This is a genomic window from Microbulbifer sp. ABF4_148, assembly GCF_056158985.1.
In genome coordinates this window covers 242,357-261,169 of the sequence record NZ_JBSWUI010000001.1, presented here as the reverse complement: position 1 = coordinate 261,169, position 18,813 = coordinate 242,357, and the positions used below count along the sequence as shown (strand labels likewise).

The window sequence follows — 18,813 nt, the reverse complement described above, 5'->3', positions numbered from 1 at the left end:
CGATGTCCTGCTTATTTGTGATCACATTTTCCTATTGTGCACGCTGTACGGAAAAATGGCACGAATTTCCTCGCATCGCCGTCGACACGGGGATTGGCAGGAATTCGACGCGTTAAAATGAAGAGAGGCATCGCTTGACAGCGTTGTCATCCTGCTGCCGGCAGTGTTATAACGGTGACGAGATGGTCGCACTTGCCGGGTACTGCCGGCGTGCGCCCGTACCCCGGTTAGGGGAACCATGGCCGCGGAGGCCAACAGCATACTAATAACGGAGAAAGCGATGTCCGAAGTGCACACCCGCCCTGTGCCCCCCGAGTTTGCCGCCGAGGCCCTGATTCGCGCGGATGATTACCAGCGCCTCTACCGCCAGTCGGTGGAGCAGCCGGAGGCCTTCTGGTCTCAGCAGGCCAAGGATTTTCTGCAGTGGCACAAGCCCTTCACCAAAGTCTGTGAAGAGGATTTGCAACGGGGTCATGCGGCCTGGTTTGCGGATGGTGAGCTCAATGTCACGGTCAACTGCATTGATCGTCACCTGCCCGCGCGCGCACAACAGACGGCGCTGATCTGGGAGGGGGACGATCCCGCGGACAGTCGCCACATCACCTACGGCGAATTGCATGAGCAGGTATGCCGGCTGGCTAACCTGCTCAAGGCGCGTGGCGTCGATAAGGGGGATCGTGTGTGTATCTACATGCCGATGATCCCGGAAGCCGCATACGCCATGCTGGCCTGCGCCCGCATTGGTGCGGTGCATTCGGTCGTGTTCGGCGGCTTCTCGCCGGAATCCCTCAAAGATCGCATCCTCGACAGTGATTGCCGCGTGGTGATTACTGCCGACGAAGGTGTGCGCGGTGGGCGTAAGGTGCCACTCAAGGCGAATGTCGACAAGGCCCTGGGGCACTGCCCGGACGTGCATACGGCGGTTGTGGTCAAGCGCACTGGCGCCAATGTGGATTGGGATAGCCGTCGCGATATCTGGTACGCCGAAGCGGTGGCCGAGATGAGCACAGACTGTGCGCCCGAGGTCATGAACGCGGAAGATCCGCTGTTTATTCTCTATACCTCCGGCTCGACCGGTAAGCCCAAAGGGGTGCTGCATACCACTGGTGGCTATCTGCTGATGGCCACCATGACCTTCAAATATGCCTTCGATTACAAAGAAGGTGAGGTGTTCTGGTGTACCGCCGATGTGGGCTGGATCACCGGGCACAGCTATATCGTATATGGTCCGCTGAGTGCCGGGGCAATTTCCCTGATGTTTGAAGGGGTGCCGACCTACCCGGATGCATCGCGTTGCTGGCAGGTTGTGGACAAGCACAAGGTCAATATCTTCTACACCGCCCCCACCGCTATCCGCGCGCTGATGGGCGCTGGTGACGAATATGTCACGTCCACGGATCGCAGCAGCCTGAAACTGCTGGGCACCGTGGGCGAGCCGATTAACCCGGAAGCCTGGGAGTGGTACTACAAGGTGGTCGGCGATGAGCGCTGCCCGATTGTCGATACCTGGTGGCAGACCGAAACCGGTGCCCATCTGATTACGCCCCTGCCCGGTGCGACGGACATGAAGCCCGGTTCTGCCACACGTCCATTCTTCGGTGTGCAGCCTGCGCTACTGGACGAAAAGGGCGTGGAAATCAAAGGGGAAGGGGAAGGTGCGCTGGTGATGAAGGCCAGCTGGCCGAGCATGATCCGCAGCGTATATGGCGACCATCAGCGTATGATCGACACCTATTTCTCCACTTTCCCCGGTTATTACTTTACCGGTGACGGTGCCCGTCGCGACGAAGATGGCTACTACTGGATCACCGGCCGCATCGATGATGTGCTCAATGTCTCTGGCCACCGTCTGGGCACGGCGGAAATCGAAAGTGCGATCGTCCTGCATGATGATACGGCCGAGGCAGCCGTGGTTGGTTACCCACACGATATCAAGGGCCAGGGTATCTATGCGTATGTCACGCTCAAGGCGGGTCACCAGCCCTCGGAAGCACTGCGCAAGGAGTTGATCGATTTGTGCGTGAAGGAAATTGGTCCGATCGCCAAACCAGATATTATCCAGTGGGCGCCGGGTCTGCCGAAAACCCGATCCGGAAAAATCATGCGGCGTATCCTGCGCAAGATTGCCTGCAATGAGCTCGATACACTGGGCGATACCTCCACTCTGGCGGATCCTTCCGTGGTTGATGAATTGATTGAACATCGCGCGAATCAATAAGCAAATCATCGACCCATAAAAAAGCCGGGCAGTGCCCGGCTTTTTTTGTGCCTTGCAAACTATTCCATCTGAGGCAGACTGGCGCGCTGGCGCCAAGCCGGCAATTCCGGGTATCCAGTTGGGGGAAGGGTGTGACAGCAACGATAGATGATGAAACCTTGACGAATAGTAGAGCGGCGGACGCGCAACGAGCGGGCCAGGAGGCCTATGTTCTGGGCACGCCTGCCAGTACAGAGACGACCAGCTACCTGATGGAGCATTACCGGTTCAATGCCGATCAGCGTCTTAAAGCGTTCAACTTTTTTGTGGTGCTCACCATGTTTGCCGAGGGTGGGATCTTTACTGCGGTAGAGAACCAGTTTCACCCGTTGATCCTCGCCCTGCTGGGAGGGTTCGTCTTGATCCTGTGTTCAGTTTTCTGGCTGGTGGATATGCGCAGCCGGCAGTTGCTGGATCTCGCGGTGCCCGGCTTGCAGAGTCTTGAGCAGCAGTTGCCATTCAATGCACGGATATTTTGTGCCGATGCGCGGCAGTGCGGGCCAATCGTGCGATATTCCTTTGCGATCCGCGCATTGATCGTGGCGCAATTCCTGTTCGGGATTGGTGTGGCGAGTTATGGTATCTGGCAATGGATTCACTCCCCCTGATGGCCTCCAGCATCGTTGCGGACGGGAAAATGAAGACTTTCACCTGCAGTGGTTTTCATGCTGTGCACAGGGGGAAACGGCTAGCGTCCGGGGGGATTGCCGGATTTACGTTTTGGGTCAACCGGCTCGGCGCCAGCGCGATGAAATTCCCAGATCGTCAGGGCAATGCCGATCACCAGTAACGCGAAAACGCCAACGGCAATTTTCAGTAGCAGTGCTTCGGACATGGCTACTTCCTCCGCGCGAGCAGGGCGGACACTTTAAAATATATGCCGAAACATAAAATACTGGGCACCCATAGCGCGGTAAAAATACCCTGTTCCTTATAGCCGTTGAACCAGAGGTAGCCCGACAGAATGAAGGAAACCGCAACGGCGAGCAGAATAAACAGATCCGAAACTTTGAACATGCCAGAGCCCCTCAGGTGATGGTTCAGTTCTGGTCGTAATCCCAGAACCCAATGGCTGCAATCAGTAATCCGGTGATTGCCGCTGATGCTGGCACACGTAAACCAGGCACACCGAAGACTTCCACCATCGACGGTATCCCCGGTAGTACTCCGATCAACAACCAGAAAGCGAGCGGGGCAACGATTAGCACGCCGAGCCAGCCGGTGGCCCGGCGCACTTTGCGCGAGTGACTAAAGCGGTCAAAAAGATTTTTCACTGTACTGACCAGTGCTGCGCATTCGGGCGGCGGGATTCCACATTAGTTGAAGATAGCAGGCGCCGTGACAATGTTGGCAGTGAATCGTTGGCAGTGAGTCGAGAACCAGGGTGGCGAACTACTCGTCGATGCGCCTTGGTGGGTGCTCGGGCTTGGCATAGCTCAGGCGGCCCAGGCGCTCCGTTACGTGGTAGCTGTCCAGTCCGCTAATGGCGATGGCGCCCAGTTGTTCAATATCGATATAGCCATCGTCACCGGCTGCACCTGCTTTTACCTGCAGTTCCATGATCTGTCCGATGACCATGATGGTACCGTTCACCGCCAGGCGTTGCTGCTCCACCACCTGGCAGGCAAAGCGCAAATGGCTTTCTTCCACATAGGGGGCCGGACAGCGCTCGCTGAATGTCGGCGCTAGCCCGACCTCGTCAAACTCAGAAACCTCGCGCGGATAGCGCGCAGAAGTCTGATGTGCCCGTTGCCAGATGTCCCTGTTGACCTGGTTGACGGTGAACCAACCGCAAGCCGTCAGGTTCTCCAGGGTATGGCGCGCGGTGGAATCCGGCCGGCTAATAAACGCGATCAGTGGTGGGTTGGCGCCCAGATGAACCAGGGAGCTGACAATCGCCAGGTTGGTAACACCGCTTAAATTCGCCGTGCCGATCAGATTGGCGCTCTTGAAGCCGGACAGGCTGTTGATCAGGTTGACGCGGAAGCGCTGTTCCAGCGCGTCGAGGTCAGTGGACAGCCAGGTGTGGAAAGCGGTCATTGCGGCATATTCCGTGTTCCCTGTTATTGGTTGCGGCAGTCGTCATTATCGCACTGGCTGCGGCCAGTGAGCAGGCGAGCGATCTGCGGGCGGTAACGGGCAAACCCGCGGTAGAGCGCAGGACTGATCCAGCGAATGCCCGGCCAGCGCAGCCAGCGCACCCAGTGGCCGTGGCCAACGCCTTCCCACGCGGCAACGGTTGCGTCGATACCGGTCACTATCCTTCCGTCATCCAACTGGCCGTGCAGTATGGCCAGGGCGGCGTCGGCATCGATATGGGGGAAGTCCCGCGGAAAGTCGTCGTCGTGGATATTCACAAAGCGTACTTCGCCTGCAGTATTCCACTGGCGCAATTGCCGGATTTCCTTCATGCACAGAGGGCAGCGACCATCGTAAAACAGCGTAAACATTACCTTGCCGCGATTTTTCCTGAGTCAATCGGGTTCGTATACGCAGTGTAGAGTGGTCCGGTTTTGCCGGGTCGCCGATCGCGGAGGAGGGGGCGAATGATATCGATGAATACAGGGGCGGGGAGGGAGGGAGGCGCGCAGCCGCGAGGGCGACTGCGCGGTCTCAGTGTCAGGCCATACGCTTCAGGTACGCGCGCTCGCTGTCGTCAAACCAGTGATGCTTAATGGCGGCGCCAATGTGCAGGGCAATCAGGCCCAGCAGCACATAGGGAATGGTGACGTGAATGTCGTGCATCAGCGAACCCAGTTCCTTGTTCTTCTCGACCAGGGTCGGAAGTGTGATGCCGAACATCTGTACTGCGCGGCCGCCGGCGTTGGACATGAGGTAGCCGGACAGCGGAATCGCCAGCATGAGCATGTACAGTAAATGGTGAGAGGCCACGGACGCCTTACGCACGGCGCCGTTCACAAAGTCGGGCAGGGCCGGCTTGCTGGAGAATACTTTCACCAGCACGCGCACCAGCACCAGAATCAGGACCAGCGCGCCGAATGACTTGTGCAGGGGATAGAACACGGCGAACTTGGCTTCGACGGAGCGATCCAGCCCGACCATATACCAGCCAACGGCAATCAGGCCCAGGATCAGGGCGGCCATCGCCCAGTGCATCACGCGCATGGGCAGGGAATATTTCGCGGGTTGGGACATGGTCAGGGTTCTCCAATGAATCTGTGAGCTTCAGTGATTGCCCATCCTGCCTCAATTTCCCTCGCAAGGCTATACGCGCCAGTTTCGGAGGGGCGTATAGCCTGTGACTGGAATGGCAGATGTAGTACCCAATGCAGGGCTGTGTGGGCGGGAAGATCTCAGTCGGTTTTGAACACCCGTGCGAGCACGTGCTCAAAGGACGCGGTGTGGCGATGCGCAGAGAGCTGCGGGTCCACGCGCAGGAACACCAGCGAATGGGAATGCTGTTCATAGGCGCGTTCGAGCCAGCGTGCCGCGGCGTCGCCATCCCCGGCGGCGAGATGGGCCTTGGCCACCTCATAGGCGGGTACATAGCCGTCGGATGCCTGCAAGGCATCGAGTAGCGTGCGGGCTTCGTCTTCTCTGCCTGCCAAAGCGAGCACGCGGGCCAGTGAGGCCACGCTGATGCCGCTGCCGGGCGCTTGCTCGACGCTGCGCTGCAGCGCGGAGATGGCCCCGGCGTAATCACCCATGGCCTCAAGGGTCCAGCCGCGCCAAAGGTCGACGAGCTGGAATTCCGGGTCGAGTTCCCGTGTCGTCTCCAGCTGCTGCAGGGCCGCTTCGTATTCCCCAGCGTGGTACAGCACCCAGCCCAGTGCCGCATTGGCGATGAGTGACAGCGGGTCGAGCTGGGTGGCGCGCCGCATCTCGCGCTCCGCTTTGTCGAAGCGTCCCGCAGCGACCAGCAGGTTGGCATACCACTGGTGTGCCTTGGAGTACGCCGGATTGATGGCGATCGACTGTAAGAAACGGGCCTCCGCCTCCTCGAAGTCCCAATCAAAGTATAGGGCGGCGTAACCGAGGGTCGCCTCTGCGGAAGCATTGGCGGGGTCGAGCTGCAGTGCCCGTCGGGCGGCTCCCTTGGCCCGGCCGAAGGCTTCTTCCGGTGGCAAGTAATCGTAGAACCCGAGCACGGCAAAGGCGTCGGCGAGCCCCGCCCAGGCCGGGGCATAGTCCGGCGCTAGGCCAATGGCAGCCTCAAAATGTTCCACTGCGCGGCGCAGGTCCGCCTCAGAGCGTCTGTGCCAGTAGAAACGTCCTTTCAGGTAGTTGTCATAAGCGGCCGGATTGATTGCTACAGGGCTGCGGCTACTGCTGTCGGGCAGTAGTTTACCGGCCAGTGAAGTCGCGACCGTCAGCGCAACTTCCTCCTGTAGGGCGAAAATATCGGTGACGTCCCGCTGGAAGCTCTGCGCCCAAAGCTGGTAGCCGCTGCGTGTGTCCACCAGACGCACATGAATACGCAGTTTGTCATCGCTGCGGTGGACGCTGCCCTCCACCAGCGCATCGGTATCGAGGACCTTGCCGATAGCCCGCGCGTCCAGTGCAGAACCCTGCATTGAAAATGAGGAGGTGCGCGCCACCACGCGCAGGTCGGGGAAGCTGGTAAGGCGGTTTATGAGCTCGTCCGCCAGACCGTCGCTGAAATAGTCACGCTGGTTATTTTCGCCGGCATTCATGAAGGGCAGCACCGCGACTGAATGGAAGGGTTGTTCGCCGGGGGCTTCCCGGCCAGCAAAATTGAGTCCTGCGATCAGCGCGAGCGCCAGGGTGACTGCCAAAACTGCGGCGACGCCAGCGGCTTTTCGGCGCCGCGAAAATGTATTGCCTGCCGCCCGTTGTGGCGCGACAGTGCCGGTGTCCATATCGGGCGCATTTTTATCGGTATCTGCAGCTGTGGGGTCGGGATTGGCAGTGAGGGTTTCCGCCACTACCGGAGCGATAAACCGATAGCCCCTGCGCGGTAGTGTCTCGACAAAGCGCGGGTTGCGTGGGGAATCGTCGAGAGCCTGGCGCAGTTTGCGCACCAGCGTGTTGAGGTTGTCGTCGAGCATGCCACTCTGGTCATCCGGCCAAAAGTGGCGGCAAAGTTCGTCGCGATCAAGCAGCTCACCGGGGCGACTGGCCAGCAGTGCCAGCAGCCTGAGGGGGAGCTCCTGTACCACTACCTTGCGCCCGCGCCGGCACAGAGTGAGATATTCGGTATTGAGGGTGAACTCGCCGAATTGCAGTGTCGCCATGCGCCAGCCCTGCGCGGGGTCTGTACCCCACTATCCAGTTCATTGTTGTTGCTATGCGTTTGATTTAATGACAGTTTCCAGTTCAGGTAAAGGTTCAGTTGCAGTTCATTGAGAGCGCGGCGGGTACTTGTTTCCATGGTGATGCCAGCCGCAAGCGGGTGCTTGTGGAGGCTTAACCCAAGGAGACTTTTACCATGCGCCTGAGCAAAACCATTGTCGCCCTGACCCTTTCCGGTCTGACTTCTCTGGCGGCTGCCAGCAACCAGTACATCATCGAGCGTACCATTCCCGGTGCGGACCAGCTGAGCGCAGCCGAGCTCAAGTCGATATCACAAAAGTCACGCGCGATCCTCGAATCACTCGGTCCGGAGATCCAGTGGCAGCAGAGTTATGTCGCCGAGGACAAGTTCTATTGCGTCTATGAGGCACCCAACAAGGACATCATTGCGAAGCATGCCAAGCTTGGTGGTTTTCCGGCAGACAAGATCGTTCAAGTGAGCGGCGTGATCGGGCCACAGACCGCCGAGAACTGATATTGCCACTGCCAACGCCAGCGTCGGATGACTTCGCAGGGTTTACTGCGGGCATCTGGCGAGGGCGCACGGCGGTGGCGATGCCCGCCAGTTCGTGTGCCTACTGCCAGTGCTCGCCGGCGATAGCGGTTAGTCTTAAGTTGCGCCCGCGATCCTGCGGGTCTTTCGCCGGGGGCTATACCGATGCTTGACCATATTCGCATGAGCGTTCACAGCTACGAACGCAGCCGCGACTTTTACCGGTTGTCACTCGCTCCGCTGGGCTACGAGCTGGTGACGGAGTTTGGCGACTGGGCAGGTTTTGGTTGGGCAGACAAACCCGGGTTGTGGATCCGGGGGGGCACTAGCATGGCGCCCGCATTGCTGCTGGCGTTCCGTGCGGAGGATCGGGAAACCGTGGACGCCTTCTACCGCACAGCCATCGATGCCGGAGGGAAAGACGCGGGAGCCCCCAAATTGCATCCGGACCAGCACGAGAACTACTACGCTGCCAGTGTACTGGACCCGGATGGCAACACGGTGGAAGTTGTGTGTCATTTGCCGGTCTTTGACTGAATGGGAATGTACCGACCATCTGGGAGGAAATCGTGACCCCCGCTACTGCCAATCGCTTCCTGAAAATCGCCCTGGTCGTGTTCGGCCTGTTTTTTATCTTCGGTATCTTTCCGATGATGACCTGGATCTGGCCGGAGGGCTGGGGCTGGGAGCCGCGCCAGCAGGAGTACGAGCAGATGATCGTGGGCATCTACGCCACACTGGGGGTGTTCCTGTTACTGGCCGCGCGCAACCCCCAGGCGCATGCCAGCCTGATCTGGTTTACGGTCTGGTCGAGCGTGGTACATGGCGGCATCATGCTGGTGCAGGCACTGGTGGATCGTCATGAGCATGCCAACCTGTTTGGCGATGTACCGGCCTTGTTTGCGGTGGCGGTGATCCTCGGGTACCTGATGAGCAAGGCCAAGACTGCCGCGTGAACGCCCGGCAAACCGCAGTTTGTACTGAATCGGGGAGGGCGTTAGCATAGCCGGCCAATCGCCAGTCGGTTCGCACCATGTCCGAAAATCATCACCCCTATGAAGCCCTCACGCCGGACGTGGTGATCGACTGCGTGGAGAGCGTCGGGTTGCTCTCAGACGCGCGCATATTCCCGCTGAACAGCTATGAAAACCGGGTCTACCAGATTGGTATCGAGGGCGCTGAGCCTCTCATTGCCAAGTTCTACCGCCCCGGGCGCTGGAGTGATGCGCAAATTCTGGAGGAGCACGCGTTTACGGCCGAATTGGCAGAGGCGGAAATCCCGGTGGTTGCGCCGCTCGAATTCGAAGGCCAGACCCTGATGGCATCCCACGGGTTTCGATTTGCCCTGTTTCCCCGTCGCGGTGGTCGCCAGGTGGAACTGGATAACTTCGATCACCTGGAACAGGTGGGCACCATGCTCGGGCGAATCCACGCGGTGGGTGGTGCGCGGGATTTTGAGTATCGTCCTACGCTGACGCTGCAGCGCTTCGCGATCGACAGCCGAGAATTTATCCTGGCCGGAGACTTCCTGCCGCGGGAAAATCGCGAGGCCTATGCAACCGTGACGGAGCACCTCATCGAGCGCGTCGCGCCAATCGTAGAGCGCCCGAGGAAAACCCTGCGATTGCACGGTGATTGCCACAGCGGTAACTTTCTCTGGCGGGATGAGACTCCCTGGTTTGTCGACCTGGATGATTGTCTGACCGGCCCGGCGATACAGGATATCTGGATGCTGCTGTCCGGCAGCCGTGCCGAGCAGACGGCCTTTCTCGATGCGATTATCGAGGGCTACGAAACGTTTACGCCGTTTGATCCGCAGCAATTGCAGTTGGTCGAACCGCTGCGATGCCTTCGCCAGATGCATCATGCCGCGTGGCTGGCGCGGCGCTGGCAGGATCCCGCTTTCCCGCTGGCGTTCCCCTGGTTTAATACGCCGCGTTACTGGGCCGAACACATACTCGCGCTTCGCGAGCAGTTGTCAGCGTTGCAGGAGCCACCGCTGACACTGGGGGCCGTTTAATGTCCGCCATGGACACCTATCCATCCACAGGAGCCCGCGACATGGAAGCCGTAAAGTCCGATAGCACCACTGACACGCTGTGGCAGCAGATTCGTACCGATGTGACTGGGCAGGCCGAGCGTGAGCCGATCCTCGCCAGTTTCCTCCATGCGACCATTCTCAACCACAGTTCACTGGAGTCGGCGCTCAGTTTCCATCTCGCCAATAAACTCGACAGTGCGGTGGCTCCGGCGCTGCTGATTCGCGAGGTGATTGACGAAGTCTTTGTCTCTGATCCGGCACTCGGGCAGGCGGCCCGTGCGGATCTGGTGGCCGTGCGCCAACGGGATTCGGCCTGCCAATCCCTGAGTGAGCCTTTCCTGTATTTCAAGGGGTACCACGCCCTGCAGGCGTGGCGAGTCGCACACTGGCTGTGGCAGCAACAGCGCCGCTCACTGGCGTTGTTCCTGCAGCATCGTATTTCCGTGGTGTTTGGTGTCGACATCCATCCGGCCGCGCAGCTGGGGCAGGGGATATTGCTCGATCACGCGACTGGCATTGTGATCGGCGAGACGGCCGTGGTGGAAGATAACGTCTCGATCATGCAGTCCGTGACCCTGGGGGGGACGGGCAAGGAGAGTGGCGATCGCCACCCTAAAGTGCGCTGTGGTGTGCTGATTGGCGCCGGCAGCAAAGTGCTGGGCAATATCGAAATTGGCCACTGCTCACAGATTGCCTCGGGCAGCGTGGTGCTCAAAGATGTGCCGTCGAAAAAGCTGGTGGCCGGCGTCCCCGCAAAGGTGGTGGGTGAGGCCAGTTGCGATCAGCCCGCCCTGTCGATGGATCAGTTGGCGCTCGCCCAGCCGGGGTGTTCGCAGGGCTGACAACGGCGTTGCAACCCTCCTGACCGCGCGACAATCACGGCTATCCTTGTAGGCATGAAATACAGTCTCAGCGCCAAGAATCTCGTGTCTCGAAACCTCGAGTCCCGCGCCAGCTATTGTGCGGGTCTGGTCAATCCCGGCCACACCAAGGAAATTACCAGTATCCTTCGCAGTGACAGTGGCCTGCTGTCTTACACCTTCAATCAGGTGGTGACCAACGCGGTAATGCCCGCCCAGATTCTCAAGCGTTTTGTGGTGGATTACTTCGCCGAGCGACACAGTCCTTTTACGCTCTGGCACTGTGGCAGCAAATCACTCGACGTAGACGAAATGGGGGAACTCTCCCTGGCACCGCGCGACCCTTTGGTGGCGATGGCGGCCGAGGTGCCCAGGCTGGCTGTCGAGGATACGTTGCCGGAGGCACTGGATGGCAAGTTATCGTTTCGCGCGGTCACCGATGCGGACCTTGAGGCGTTCAGCGAATTGCAGGTCGCCAGTTTTGATGATGCGCGCGAGGCCGCACAGGTGCACAAGTTCTACCAGACGCTGGTGACCTTGCCCGAGCAGAAACGCAGTCGACTGAAGTACTTTATGGCGTTGATGGACGGGCAGCCGGTTGCCAGCGGCAGTCTGTTTGCGTCCGCCGAAGCGCTGGGTATCTATGACCTGTATACCCTGCCAGATTTCCGCGGTCGCGGTGTCGGCCTGGCCTTTTTGCATTACCTGTTCGAGCAGGTGCAGCACAGCCACCATAAGCATGTGGTAGCGCTCACCCCGGAGAGTCGTCAGCAGGCTTATCTGGATGTGGGTTTCTATGCGGTCGGCGAGGTGGGCCGGTTTCGTTTTAACGGTTGAGCATGCCGCTTTATGCGCGATTGATCGGGAACGCCAGAACGTCCTCGATTCGCCCAAACCCTCCGGCGAGCATCAGTAGCCGGTCAACCCCCAGGGCGACTCCCGCACAGTCGGGCAGGCCCGCCTCGAGGGCGTGCACCAGGCGGTCCTCGAAGGGTGCCTGTGGCAAGTGCAGCTGCTGCCGGCGCTGTAAATCCGCTTCAAACCGACGTTGCTGTTCTGCGGCGTCGGTCAACTCCCAGTAGCCGTTCGCCAGTTCAATGCCGTTAACGTAGGCCTCGAATCGTCGTGCGACGGATGTGCCCTGTGCGTCAGGCACTATGCGCGCCAGGGCAGCCTGGCTGGCGGGAAAGTCATACAGCAGGGTGATGCCATCACCCATGCGCGGCTCGACATAATGACTCATCAACAAATCGAGACATTCATCGCGATCCTGCGGAGAGAAGGACAGATCGACGTGCGCTTCTACACAGCGGCGCAGGGCATCGTCACTGGCGGTATGGGGGTCCAGTTTCAGGTGCTGGTCAAACAGCGCGCGGTAACTCAGTGACTGCCTGACCGGAAGCCCCAGTATCCCGGTGAGCAGTTCACCCACCTCGCGCATCAGCTGCCGGTCGTCCCACCCGCAGCGATACCACTCCAGCATGGTGAATTCGGGATTGTGGCGTCCGCCGGCTTCGCCCTGCCGGTACGCCTTGCCCAGGTAATAGCAGTCGCCCAGGCCGGCAGCGAGCAGGCGCTTGAGGCCAAATTCCGGGCTGGTCGCGAGCCAGGCTGGCTCTCCGTTACAGTCCAGCGTGATTGACTGGATATGCGGGTCGCTGGTGGCCCGGCGGGAGATGGTGGGCACCTCGACCTCGAGTACCGAGCGCCGGGCGAAGAATGCGCGGATGTTGGCCAGCAGGGCAGCGCGCTGATGTAGCGCATCAGTACTGGCGGTTGGTTGCCAGGCAGACGGGTCGTTGGTCATGGCAGAGAGAAAAAAGGGTGGCAGGGGAAGGCCGCTCCGGCGCTGCGGAGCGGCTGGCAGGGTCAGTCTTCCTTGGCGCGACCGAGATATTCGGCAGTGCGGGTATCGACTTTAACCAGGTCGCCAATTTCCAGGAACAGCGGCACCTTCACCACGGCGCCAGTGATCAGGGTGGCTGGCTTGGTGCCGCCCTGGGCGGTGTCGCCACGCACACCAGGGTCGGTGTCCGTGATTTCCAGTACAACATGGTTGGGCGGGGTAACCGCCAGCGGGGAGCCGTTGTACAGGGTTACCACGCAGACGTCCTGCTCTTTGAGCCACTTGCCGGCATCACCGACCACATCGTTGCTGGCCTGGTGCTGCTCAAAGGTTTCCGGCTCCATGAAATGGAAAAACTCTCCATCGTTGTAGAGGTACTCCATGTCGCGGTCCATTACGTCCGCCGCTTCGAGACTCTCGCCGGAGCGGAAGGTGCGCTCCCAAACGCGACCGGTCTTCAGGTTGCGTAGCTTGACGCGGTTGAAAGCCTGGCCCTTGCCCGGCTTGACGAACTCGTTGTCCACGATGGAGCAGGGGTCGCCGTCCAGCATTACCTTGAGGCCGCCTCTGAATTCGTTGGTGGAGTAACTTGCCATAACTTAAGAACGCTCTAATTGGTCATCGATATTGGGGGCGGAGTATACAGTACAGCCGGGAGGGTAACGAATCCGCAAGCAGAACTGCCGAACCCTTTGTCACGCCGACCCCCGGCAGTATTCGAGGGTTGTATAAAAAAGCGTCAGGCAGTCGCAGGTTTGCTACAATCCGCGCTTTGCCAATTCGGGGCCATTATGAGTAACACGGCACAGGTAAACGCGGTGACTTCCCGCCTGGTTGCGCGGGAGCGCACACCGCGCTGGCAAGACGAGCTCGCCGACCTGGTGACCGATGCAGATGAGTTGCTGCAATGCCTGCAGCTGGCCCCCAACCAGCTTCCCCATCTCTTGCAAGCGTCGGAGCGCTTTGCCCTGCGCGTGCCCCGCCCCTACTTGCGTCGGATCCGCCCCGGCGATCCGCGCGACCCACTGCTATTGCAGGTACTGCCCGGTGCATCGGAACTGCAGGAGACGCCGGGATTTGGCGCAGATCCGCTGGGCGAGGCTGAGGCCAACCCGCGTCCCGGCATCGTGCACAAGTACCACGGTCGCCTGCTATTGATTACCGCGGGTCAGTGTGCGGTCAATTGTCGCTACTGTTTTCGGCGTGAGTTTCCCTATGCCGACAACCACCTGAGCCGCAGCCAGTGGGAAGGTGCGCTGAGCTATATTCGCCAGCGCACAGAGTTGCGCGAGGTCATCCTGAGCGGCGGTGATCCACTGGTCCTCGGAGATCGACAGTTGTCCTGGCTGGTGGAAGCGCTGGCCGAGATCCCGCATCTGGACAAGCTGCGCCTCCATACCCGTTTGCCGATCGTGGTACCCAGCCGGGTCACAGATGAGATGGTTGATTGGTTTACCAGCTCGCGCCTGAAGCCGGTGATGGTTTTACATTCGAATCATGCCAATGAGCTCGATACGGAGGTGGCGGCGTCGTTGGGGCGCCTGCGCAAAGCCGGCGTGACCCTGCTGAATCAGGCGGTGTTGCTGCGGGGGGTGAATGACAGTGCCGCGGCCCTGGCCGAACTCAGCGAGGCATTGTTCGACTGCGGGGTGCTTCCCTACTATCTGCACCAGCTGGACCGGGTGCGCGGTGCTGCGCATTTCGAAGTCTCAGATACACGGGCGCGTGCACTGGTTGCCGCACTGCGCGAGCGCTTGCCTGGTTATCTGGTGCCGCGCCTGGTGCGGGAGATTGCCGGTGAGCCCTCGAAATCACCGTTGTGACATCGTTCCGGTTCAAAAGCGCCGAATTCATCGTTTAGTCGTGAGAAAAGTCGCAAGGTTGGCGTAAATATCATCTTTCGGCGCTTGTTGGGGTTGTCGGCATCTCCTTATACTGAATTTCCAATGGATGGAAGACAGCAATAATGAAGGACCAGTATTCCTCCGCCGGGGCAGGGAGCCCGCGTGCGGTATCCGCGCTTGCACAAGAGTTGGGCCTGACCGAGCCGGCGCTGCCAGCGCTCAGCTGCGGGTGCGCCAATGAGCGCCAACTCTTTTCCTGGCTCTCTGCCTACGAACTCCAGCCCTATGCGGTGAATGACCAGAAGCGCCTCGCCGCCATGTTACTGGCGCTTATCGAGGAAGTGGGTCAGTGGACCGCCCCCACGTCTACCCGCCTGCCCATGCTCGACCTGTTGCGCGAATATGCGATTGCCTGTGTCGACGCCATGGCACTGCAGCGGATGGCGCTGGCCACCACGCAGACGGAACAATTGCGCGCCGCGGTCGGCGAGGCCCTGCGCCTGCAGCTTGCCCTGGGCGACGCGTATGCCGCGATCTTTTTGCAGCTGGCGAGGGTGTCGGGCGTTGTGATGTTTGTTGGCCGGCGTCGTGCGCGCGCCCTGCAGCGAGCACTCGACAGTTACCGCCGGGTCCTGCGTATCAATGCGTTGTTCGGGCTGGCGTTACCGGAGGGCTGCTGGCGCAAGGTCCACTCATTGCTGAGGTTTGGCATGACCCAGCAGGTGGCCACGAAGCGCACGGCAGATCCGCTACACAGTCGCGGTAAAGACAGTGCCATGGAGGCCTATCTGCACGCGGCGCTGTTTGCCAATGTCGAGCCGGCGCAGTTATCCGGGGAAGAGCAGGAGTCCCTGTGGGGTCTCACCGAGGGTTGGAGTCGCCAGACTTCCGTTGAGCCCAGCTATGTGAATGCCGGTGACGCGCTACTGGCCAGCTCCGCGCTGGACCAGGCGCCTTTGCCGGCACGACGACTCGAGGGAACCGACTTCAACCCGGGTTTGTTCTGCGCGCCCAGCGGCTGGAAGGTTGATCTGAGTGCTTTGCTGGAGAAACTCGAGAAAACCCGCGGCCCCAAACCATTGGTCATGCATGTACTGAAGAGTCTCGGTAGTGCCGCTGGTCGCACGGACGAGCGCAAACCGTGGCGCCTGGAGTGCGAAGTCTGTATCGGGCTGGCGGCCACCGCGTTCCATCTCGGCAGTGAGGGCCGTGTCGCGCGCCTGCGTTCAGCGGGTGCCCGCTCCAGTGCCCATGCGCACAGCTACCAGCGCGAGAAGCGTCTGTGCCTCGAAGTGGGGGCGGTCGATTTTGCCTCCGGCCGGGCTGTGGATGAATATGATGTGGCGTTGCCCAGCGCGCCGCGCCCGCGCAGCGAGTCGCTGTCCCGGGCGGGACGGGCAGCCCAGCACTACTTCACCGAGCGGGGCCAGGTGTTGAATCGCAGTGCCGAGGGACTGGGCATTCGCCTGCCTCTCAATATCAGCCAGCGTCTGAAAGTCGGGGAGCTGCTGGGGGTGCAATTGCAGGAGGGTTGGAAAGTGGCGGTGATTCGCTGGCGCTGTATCCAGAGGGATCACTGCCAGGTCGGGGTGCAGGTCCTGTCGGACCGGGCGCTGCCGGTACAGGTGCGTCGCCATAACGTCTCCGGACGCTCCTCGGAACCGATCCCTGCGCTGCAATTACCGGCCGAAGGCGAGGGGCCTGATACCCTGTTGCTGCCGGTGCCCCTGTTCAAGTGCTTCGATAACATCGAGTTGCAGGTGGCCGGGATGAACCGCTCGGTCGTCCTGCAAAAGCAGCCGATGACCGCGGCCAACTTCGCCCGCTTCGAATATGTGTGAGCTGGGTCGCGCTCTCCGGATGGTGTCTCACTTGTAAGAGATGGCGCTGGCGCCATACACTAATCGTTTCGCGTCACCGCCTGAGCGGCGGTGCGCCGCAGTGGCAGGAGGGATGGTCGCCGCGGTACAGGCGGCCGGGGGCGAGGTCCCTGGCGCCCCGGAAGCCTCAGCAGTAGCACAAGAGCAGATTTAATGAGCAGCAACGACACCATCCGACTCCTCCTGATCCACGATGTCCCTTCAGAGGCCCAGCGCCTGGTGAGCATGCTGCACAATGCCGGTCGCCCCAATCGTGCCCAGCACGTTGCGAATGAAGCGGCCCTGACCAAATTGCTGCAGGATGGGACCTGGGATCTCCTTATCGGTGCCGAAGACTGCCGTCAGCTCCCTCCAGCGGTTGCCCTGCGCACCATCAGCAAGTTGCAGAAAGACATACCGGTACTGTTGTTGAGCGAGCGCGACGGCACCCAGCCAGCGGTCGAGGGCCTCAAGCTCGGCGCCCGAGACGTAATACGGGTCGATGAGGACCAGCACTTGCTGCTGGTCATCCAGCGGGAAATCAAAGCGCTGCAGGACCGCCGCAGCGCGCGTCGGCATGATCGGCGTTACCATGCAGCGATGCAGCGCTCACAGGAGCTGCTCGATAGTTCAAAAGACGGCATCGCGTATATTTCCGATGGGTTGATCGTCTATGCCAACCAGTCGTTCGCCGAGTATTTCGGCCATTCAGAAACGGACGACGTCGAATACCAGCCCCTGATCGACATGATCGCCGATGGCGAGCAGGAGGATGCGCGCAGCTTCCTCCGGCAGTGCGCCATTGATGCCAATGAGGTCGAGGCAGCGGAATGGGCGTTCACCGCCCAGTCGGCCTCGGGTAGCCCGGTAGCACTGCGCGCCGAGGTGCTCTCCACTCGCTACGAGGAAGAGCCCTGCTTGCAGGTGCGCATCGCCGCGCGTGTGGGGGACACCGAAGAGCTGGAGGCCAAACTCAGCGACCTCAAAAGCCGCGATGCCATTACGGGGCTGTATAACCGGCAACACTTCCTCAAGGCGCTGGATGCGGCAATCAAGTCTGTCGCCGGCTCCCAGACCACGGGCGGCCTGATGTTCATCGAGGTGGACCGCTTTGAGGAAACGGTGCAGAAAGTGGTGGGTGTCGCCGGGGCCGATGAATTCAGCAAGCGGCTTGCCGACCTGCTGCAAACCAGTGTGCGCCGCGGCGACCTGGTCGCCCGCTATGCCGATGAGTGCTTCTGCCTGATGATGGGAGAGACCTCTCCTGACAGCGCAGAGCACCGTGCGCGGGAACTGCTCAGGAAAATTGCCGATACCATTTTTGATGTTGCCGGCAAAACGGTCCAGATCACAGCATCGATCGGGATTTCCCTGTTTAGCGAAGCGTCCGGAAATGCGCAGGCGGTGCTGGACCAGGCGCTCAAGGCGCACGATCAGGCGCTGCAGAAAAAGACCGATGGCGGCGGGCTGGCGCTCTACGAGCCGGGCGATAATCAGCAGGATGATGTGGATACTTATCATCGTGCGCGGCTGGTTCAGGCGCTCGAGGCCGGTAATCTCAAGTTGCTGTACCAGCCGATCCTCAGCCTGCAGGGTACCGGGGAAAAGCTGTACGAGGTGCTGGCGCGCCTGGTCGATGGCAAGAACGAACTGTCTCCGGTGACCTTCCTCGAGGGCCTCCACGACGACGCCCTCGCCATCAAGCTGGACCGCTGGGTGATTCTCACCGCAATCAAGGCTGCGGCCGCGGAACGGGCGGATGGCAAAGAGGTTTCCCTGCTGTTGCATCTGTCCGCCGCATCGTTGGTCGACGCATCCTTGCCCGCCTGGCTGAAGGTGGCGTTCAAGGCGGCACGGGTGCCGCCGAAATCGGTGTGTTTCCAGTTGCGTCAGGAAGATATCAACAGCAACCTGCATGCAGCGCGCGATTTCGTCACCCAGGTGCAGGAGTTTGGCAGCAGCGTGGCGGTATGCCAGTTTGGCTCCGGACTGAATCCCTTCAAGATGCTGGACCACGTGCCGGTGGATGTGGCGAAGGTCGATCCTTCTTTCGTGCGCGAAGTACAGGACGAAGGCGAGAGCACAGAGGCGCTGGCGACGCTGGTGACCGATCTCGGTGCCGCGGGCAAGAAAGTGATCGTGCCCCATGTCGAGCAGGCGAGTATGTTGCCGACCCTGTGGCAGACCGGCACAGACTATATTCAGGGCTATTACGTTCAGGCGCCTGCTGAGGCGATGGACTTCGACTTCAACCTGGACTGATTCGATTCGGTCTGGTGAGCGGGGCGCGATGCGCCCCGTCTCTCTCCGCGCTGACCCCTTTCCTCTCTCTGCCCAAT

Annotated in this window: 19 protein-coding genes; 11 read left to right on the top strand and 8 right to left on the bottom strand. The window is 60.4% G+C overall.

Features of this window, described 5'->3' with window-relative positions; translation table 11 throughout:
* Positions 1-280: 280 nt before the first annotated feature.
* The gene (gene acs / locus ACXAD0_RS01050; protein ID WP_475086492.1) at positions 281-2,218 is read left to right on the top strand and encodes an acetate--CoA ligase; all 1,938 of its coding nucleotides are present in this window, start codon (positions 281-283) and stop codon (positions 2,216-2,218) included.
* 131 nt (positions 2,219-2,349) lie between these two features.
* Positions 2,350-2,865: a RipA family octameric membrane protein gene (locus ACXAD0_RS01045; RefSeq protein ID WP_475086491.1), complete on the top strand. Its 516-nt coding sequence runs from the start codon at positions 2,350-2,352 to the stop codon at positions 2,863-2,865.
* Between the two features lie 80 nt (positions 2,866-2,945).
* Here ACXAD0_RS01045 and ACXAD0_RS01040 read toward each other — a convergent pair whose 3' ends face one another.
* From ACXAD0_RS01040 to ACXAD0_RS01015, 6 genes are all read right to left on the bottom strand, one after another.
* Entirely contained in the window at positions 2,946-3,092 is a 147-nt protein-coding gene (locus ACXAD0_RS01040; protein ID WP_475086490.1) for a hypothetical protein, read from the bottom strand.
* Between the two features lie 205 nt (positions 3,093-3,297).
* A complete protein-coding gene (locus ACXAD0_RS01035; protein WP_475086489.1) occupies positions 3,298-3,531 on the bottom strand; it encodes a hypothetical protein in 234 nt (77 codons plus the stop codon).
* A gap of 118 nt (positions 3,532-3,649) precedes the next feature.
* The gene (locus tag ACXAD0_RS01030; protein WP_475086488.1) at positions 3,650-4,297 is read right to left on the bottom strand and encodes a flavin reductase family protein; all 648 of its coding nucleotides are present in this window, start codon (positions 4,295-4,297) and stop codon (positions 3,650-3,652) included.
* Positions 4,298-4,320: 23 nt separating this feature from the next.
* Complete coding sequence (locus ACXAD0_RS01025; RefSeq protein ID WP_475086487.1) at positions 4,321-4,707, bottom strand: thiol-disulfide oxidoreductase DCC family protein; 387 nt, start codon at positions 4,705-4,707, stop codon at positions 4,321-4,323.
* Positions 4,708-4,876: 169 nt separating this feature from the next.
* Positions 4,877-5,413: a cytochrome b gene (locus tag ACXAD0_RS01020; RefSeq protein ID WP_475086486.1), complete on the bottom strand. Its 537-nt coding sequence runs from the start codon at positions 5,411-5,413 to the stop codon at positions 4,877-4,879.
* Between the two features lie 158 nt (positions 5,414-5,571).
* On the bottom strand, positions 5,572-7,473 hold the full coding sequence (locus tag ACXAD0_RS01015) for a tetratricopeptide repeat protein (RefSeq protein WP_475086485.1): 1,902 nt from the start codon (positions 7,471-7,473) through the stop codon (positions 5,572-5,574).
* Between the two features lie 194 nt (positions 7,474-7,667).
* Between ACXAD0_RS01015 and ACXAD0_RS01010 the strand changes: the two genes are divergently transcribed.
* The 6 genes from ACXAD0_RS01010 to ACXAD0_RS00985 all read left to right on the top strand — a co-directional run bounded on the left by ACXAD0_RS01010 (position 7,668) and on the right by ACXAD0_RS00985 (position 11,762).
* On the top strand, positions 7,668-8,006 hold the full coding sequence (locus ACXAD0_RS01010; RefSeq protein WP_475086484.1) for a DUF4242 domain-containing protein: 339 nt from the start codon (positions 7,668-7,670) through the stop codon (positions 8,004-8,006).
* Positions 8,007-8,189: 183 nt separating this feature from the next.
* On the top strand, positions 8,190-8,561 hold the full coding sequence (locus ACXAD0_RS01005) for a VOC family protein (RefSeq protein WP_475086483.1): 372 nt from the start codon (positions 8,190-8,192) through the stop codon (positions 8,559-8,561).
* A gap of 32 nt (positions 8,562-8,593) precedes the next feature.
* Positions 8,594-8,980: a DUF6632 domain-containing protein gene (locus ACXAD0_RS01000; protein ID WP_475086482.1), complete on the top strand. Its 387-nt coding sequence runs from the start codon at positions 8,594-8,596 to the stop codon at positions 8,978-8,980.
* Between the two features lie 77 nt (positions 8,981-9,057).
* Positions 9,058-10,044 (top strand): serine/threonine protein kinase, encoded by a 987-nt coding sequence (locus ACXAD0_RS00995; RefSeq protein WP_475086481.1) that lies wholly within the window; start codon positions 9,058-9,060, stop codon positions 10,042-10,044.
* Between the two features lie 41 nt (positions 10,045-10,085).
* Complete coding sequence (gene cysE / locus ACXAD0_RS00990; RefSeq protein WP_475086480.1) at positions 10,086-10,907, top strand: serine O-acetyltransferase; 822 nt, start codon at positions 10,086-10,088, stop codon at positions 10,905-10,907.
* 54 nt (positions 10,908-10,961) lie between these two features.
* Positions 10,962-11,762, top strand: a complete 801-nt coding sequence (locus ACXAD0_RS00985; protein WP_475086479.1) for a GNAT family N-acetyltransferase — start codon at positions 10,962-10,964, stop codon at positions 11,760-11,762.
* Between the two features lie 10 nt (positions 11,763-11,772).
* Here the strand turns inward: ACXAD0_RS00985 and epmA are convergent, their stop codons facing one another.
* Positions 11,773-12,732: an EF-P lysine aminoacylase EpmA gene (gene epmA, locus ACXAD0_RS00980; RefSeq protein ID WP_475086478.1), complete on the bottom strand. Its 960-nt coding sequence runs from the start codon at positions 12,730-12,732 to the stop codon at positions 11,773-11,775.
* 62 nt (positions 12,733-12,794) lie between these two features.
* The gene (gene efp / locus ACXAD0_RS00975; protein ID WP_475086477.1) at positions 12,795-13,367 is read right to left on the bottom strand and encodes an elongation factor P; all 573 of its coding nucleotides are present in this window, start codon (positions 13,365-13,367) and stop codon (positions 12,795-12,797) included.
* 195 nt (positions 13,368-13,562) lie between these two features.
* On the opposite strand from efp, the gene epmB reads away from it, so the two are divergent.
* From epmB to ACXAD0_RS00960, 3 genes are all read left to right on the top strand, one after another.
* Positions 13,563-14,594, top strand: coding sequence for an EF-P beta-lysylation protein EpmB (epmB, locus tag ACXAD0_RS00970; RefSeq protein WP_475086476.1), 1,032 nt, complete (start codon positions 13,563-13,565; stop codon positions 14,592-14,594).
* Between the two features lie 143 nt (positions 14,595-14,737).
* Positions 14,738-16,456 (top strand): hypothetical protein, encoded by a 1,719-nt coding sequence (locus ACXAD0_RS00965; protein ID WP_475086475.1) that lies wholly within the window; start codon positions 14,738-14,740, stop codon positions 16,454-16,456.
* A 192-nt stretch (positions 16,457-16,648) separates the two neighbouring features.
* Positions 16,649-18,736 carry an EAL domain-containing protein gene (locus ACXAD0_RS00960; protein ID WP_475086474.1) on the top strand — a complete coding sequence of 696 codons (2,088 nt, stop codon included), beginning with the start codon at positions 16,649-16,651 and terminating at the stop codon, positions 18,734-18,736.
* Positions 18,737-18,813: the final 77 nt, after the last annotated feature.